The organism is Streptomyces sp. NPDC048650, from assembly GCF_043199095.1.
In the GTDB taxonomy this organism is placed as follows: Bacteria; Actinomycetota; Actinomycetes; order Streptomycetales; family Streptomycetaceae; genus Streptomyces.
In genome coordinates, this window is the sequence record NZ_JBICVM010000037.1 from 1 (window position 1) to 3,745 (window position 3,745).

Sequence of the window (3,745 nt, forward strand, 5' to 3'; positions counted from 1 at the left end):
CTCGCTCTGGGGGAGGCGTTCGTAGCGGGGTTGGCGGTGCAGTGGCCCGTCTCTGGGCAGAGGCCGGACTTCTTGGAACTGCCGACGTATGCCTTCCAACGCGAGCGGTACTGGCTCGACGGAACAGCCGGCGTGGCACCTGCGGACGCCGCCGACCCTGAGGAGAACCGGTTCTGGGCGGCCGTCGACAGCGCGGACCGCTCGGGACTCGCCGAGCTGCTCGGCGTGGACGACGTGGCCCGGCTGGAGGACGTCATCGGACTGCTCGGCCCCTGGCGCCGGGACCACCGTGAGCGCTCCGCGACGGATGCCTGGCACTACCGCGTCGACTGGCGGCCGGTGTCCGAAGCGCAGGCGGTGTCGCTCAGCGGTGCCTGGCTGCTCGCTGTTCCGGAGGGGGACTCGGCCCACCCGTGGGCGGAGGCGGTCGAGGACGCCCTGTCGTCCGCCGGCGCTCGGGTCGTACGACTGACCGTGGCAGCGGACTGCGACCGGGAGCAGTTGGCCCGGCGCGTCGCCGAGGCGGTCGACGGGCTCGACGGTGCGGAACCGGCCGGCGTGCTGTCCCTGCCGGAACTGGACGACGCGTCGCACCCGGAGCACCGGATGCTGACGGCCGGACCGGCCGGAACACTCCTGATGATCCAGGCGCTCGGCGATGCCGCTTGCCACGCACCCCTGTGGTGCGCCACGCGCGGAGCCGTTCAGGTTCCCGGTGCGGAGACGGTGATGCGGCCCGCGCAGGCGCAGGTGTGGGGGCTCGGTCTGGCGGCCGGGCTGGAGCACTCCGACCGGTGGGGCGGTCTGGTCGACCTGCCGGAGGCCCCCGATCCGCAGGTGCTGCGCAGGCTGTGCGGTGTGCTCGCCGGCAAGCAGGGTGAGGACCAGCTCGCCCTGCGCTCCTCCGGTGTCTTCGCCCGGCGCCTGGTGCGGGTCACCCGCAAGGCCCTGCACGACCGCCCAGCATGGCAGCCTCGCGGCACGGTTCTGATCACCGGCGGCACCGGCGGTGTCGGCCGCCGGTTCGCCCGGTGGCTCGCGGCCAACGGAGCCGAGCACCTGGTACTCACCAGCCGCCAGGGCCCTTCCGCGCCCGGAGCCGAGGAGCTGGAGTCCGAGTTGTTGGCTCTCGGCGTACGGGTCACCGTCGCGGCGTGCGACGTCGCGGACCGGGACGCGCTCGCCGAACTCGTCGCCCGCCTCGCCGCCGACGGCGAACCCGTGCGCGCGGTCATCCACGCGGCCGGTACGACCGACACCGCGCCGCTGGCCGAGACAGACCTGGACCTGCTGGCCCAGCTCACCTCCGCCAAGGTGCTCGGCGCGCACCATTTGGACGGCGTTTTCCAGGACACCGACCTTGACGCCTTCATCCTCTTCTCCTCCGGCGCCGGCATCTGGGGCGGCGGCGGCCAGGGCGCGTATGCCGCGGCCAACGCGTACCTCGACGCGCTCGCCCAGCAGCGCTGTGCGCGAGGGCAGGCCACGCTGTCCGTGGCATGGGGCCTGTGGGGCGGCGGCGGAATGGCCGACGGCGAGGTCGGGGACCGGATCCGCAGCCGGGGCGTGCGGGTCATGGACCCGGACCAGGCGGTCGCCGCGCTCGCGCCCGCAACGGCGGCCACCGAGCCGACCAGGGTCGTCGCCGACATCGACTGGGAGATCTTCGCCCCCCAGTTCACCGCGGTACGGCGTTCCCCACTGCTCTCGGACCTCCCCGAGGTGCAGGCAGCGCTGGCGGAGACGGACGGCACGGCACAGGGATCGGCCGCCGGCAACGCCTCCTCGGCGCTGCTCGACGGGCTGACCGAGGCGGAGCAGTACCTGGCCGTGCTGGACCTGGTCCGCGCGCAGGCCGCCGCGGCCCTCGGCCACAGCACACCGGACTCGGTCGCCCCCGACCGTGCCTTCCGTGAGCTGGGCGTCGACTCGATGATGGCCGTACAGCTGCGGAACCGGCTGAACGCGGTGACGGGGTTGCGGTTGCCCAGCACGGTCGTCTTCGACCGTCCTTCGGCCGCGGCACTCGCGCGCTTCGTGCGCGCCGAGCTGCTCGGGCTCTCCGAGGACGAGACCGGAGAGCCGGAGCCTGCGTCCCTGGTGGTGGCGGGTGAGGCGGACGCCGAGCCGGTGGCGATTGTGGGCATGGGGTGCCGGTTCCCGGGTGGGGTGAGCTCGCCGGAGGACCTGTGGCGACTGGTCGTCGCGGGGGCGGACGCGGTGTCGGGGTTCCCGGCGGATCGTGGCTGGGATCTGGACGGCCTGTATGACCCGGACCCGGATGCGGTGGGGAAGTCGTACTCGCGGTCGGGCGGTTTCCTCTACGACGCCGCCGAGTTCGATGCGGGGTTCTTCGGGATTTCGCCGCGTGAGGCGTTGGCGATGGATCCGCAGCAGCGGTTGTTGTTGGAGACGTCGTGGGAGGCGTTCGAGCGTGCGGGTATCGACCCGGACTCGCTGCGTGGCAGCCGTACCGGCGTCTACGTCGGCGCCATGGTCCAGGACTACGGCCACCGCCTGCACCAGGGCACGGCCGAGACGGAGGGCCACATCCTGACCGGCACCACGGGAAGCGTGGTCTCGGGCCGACTGTCCTACACCTTCGGCTTGGAGGGCCCGGCCGTCACCGTCGACACGGGATGCTCCTCCTCCCTGGTGACCCTGCACCTCGCGGTACGGGCGCTGCGCAGCGGTGAGTGTTCCCTCGCCCTGGCCGGCGGCGTGACGGTCATGCCGACTCCTGGCCCCTTCATCGAGTTCAGCCGGCAGCGGGGGCTGGCGGTGGATGGCCGGTGCAAGGCGTTCGCGGAGGGTGCGGACGGTACCGGCTGGTCTGAGGGTGTGGGTGTTCTGGTGGTGGAGCGATTGTCGGATGCTCTGCGGTTGGGGCATCGGGTGTTGGCTGTGGTGCGGGGGAGTGCGGTCAATCAGGACGGTGCGAGTAATGGGTTGACGGCGCCGAGTGGGCCTTCCCAGCAGCGGGTGATTCGGCAGGCGCTGGCCGATGCGCGGTTGAGCCCGGGGGATGTCGATGTGGTGGAGGCGCATGGGACGGGTACGCGGTTGGGTGATCCGATCGAGGCGCAGGCGTTGCTTGCGACCTATGGTCAGGAGCGGCCCGTTGAACGGCCCCTGTTTTTGGGGTCGTTGAAGTCGAATATTGGGCATGCGCAGGCGGCTGCGGGTGTGGGTGGGGTCATCAAGATGGTGATGGCTCTGCGGCATGGTGTGTTGCCGAAGACGTTGCATGTGGATGTGCCGTCGTCGCATGTGGACTGGTCGGCGGGGTCGGTGGAGCTGCTGACCGAGCAGCGGGACTGGCCCGATGCCGACCGGCCGCGCCGGGCCGGCATATCCGCGTTCGGCGTGGGCGGAACCAACGCGCATGTCGTGATCGAGCAGCCGCCCGTGGTCGAGCACGACGGCTCGACGCCGAAGGACAGTGCACCCGGTGTGGTGCCGTGGGTGGTTTGTGGTCGGTCGGAGGGGGCGTTGCGGGCGCAGGCGGAGGCTTTGCGTGCGTTTGTGGTTGGGCGTCGGGGTGTGGATTTGGGGGGTGTGGCGGCTGGGTTGGTGTCGTCGCGGTCGGTGTTTGAGCATCGTGGTGTGGTGGTGGCTGGGGATCGGGCTGGGGTGTTGGCTGGTCTTGGGGTGTTGGCGTCGGGTGGTGTGGCGTCGGGTGTGGTGTCCGGTGTGGGTGTGGCCGGTCGTCGTGTGGTGTTTGTTTTCCCTGGTCAGGGTTCGC

1 protein-coding gene is annotated in these 3,745 nt (G+C 71.4%); it reads left to right on the top strand.

Annotated elements, in window-relative coordinates; genetic code table 11:
* Nucleotides 1–132: 132 nt before the first annotated feature.
* Nucleotides 133–3,745 (top strand): SDR family NAD(P)-dependent oxidoreductase (locus ACGFML_RS38090; protein ID WP_393550540.1); only part of this gene is annotated, 3,613 nt, incomplete at its 3' end.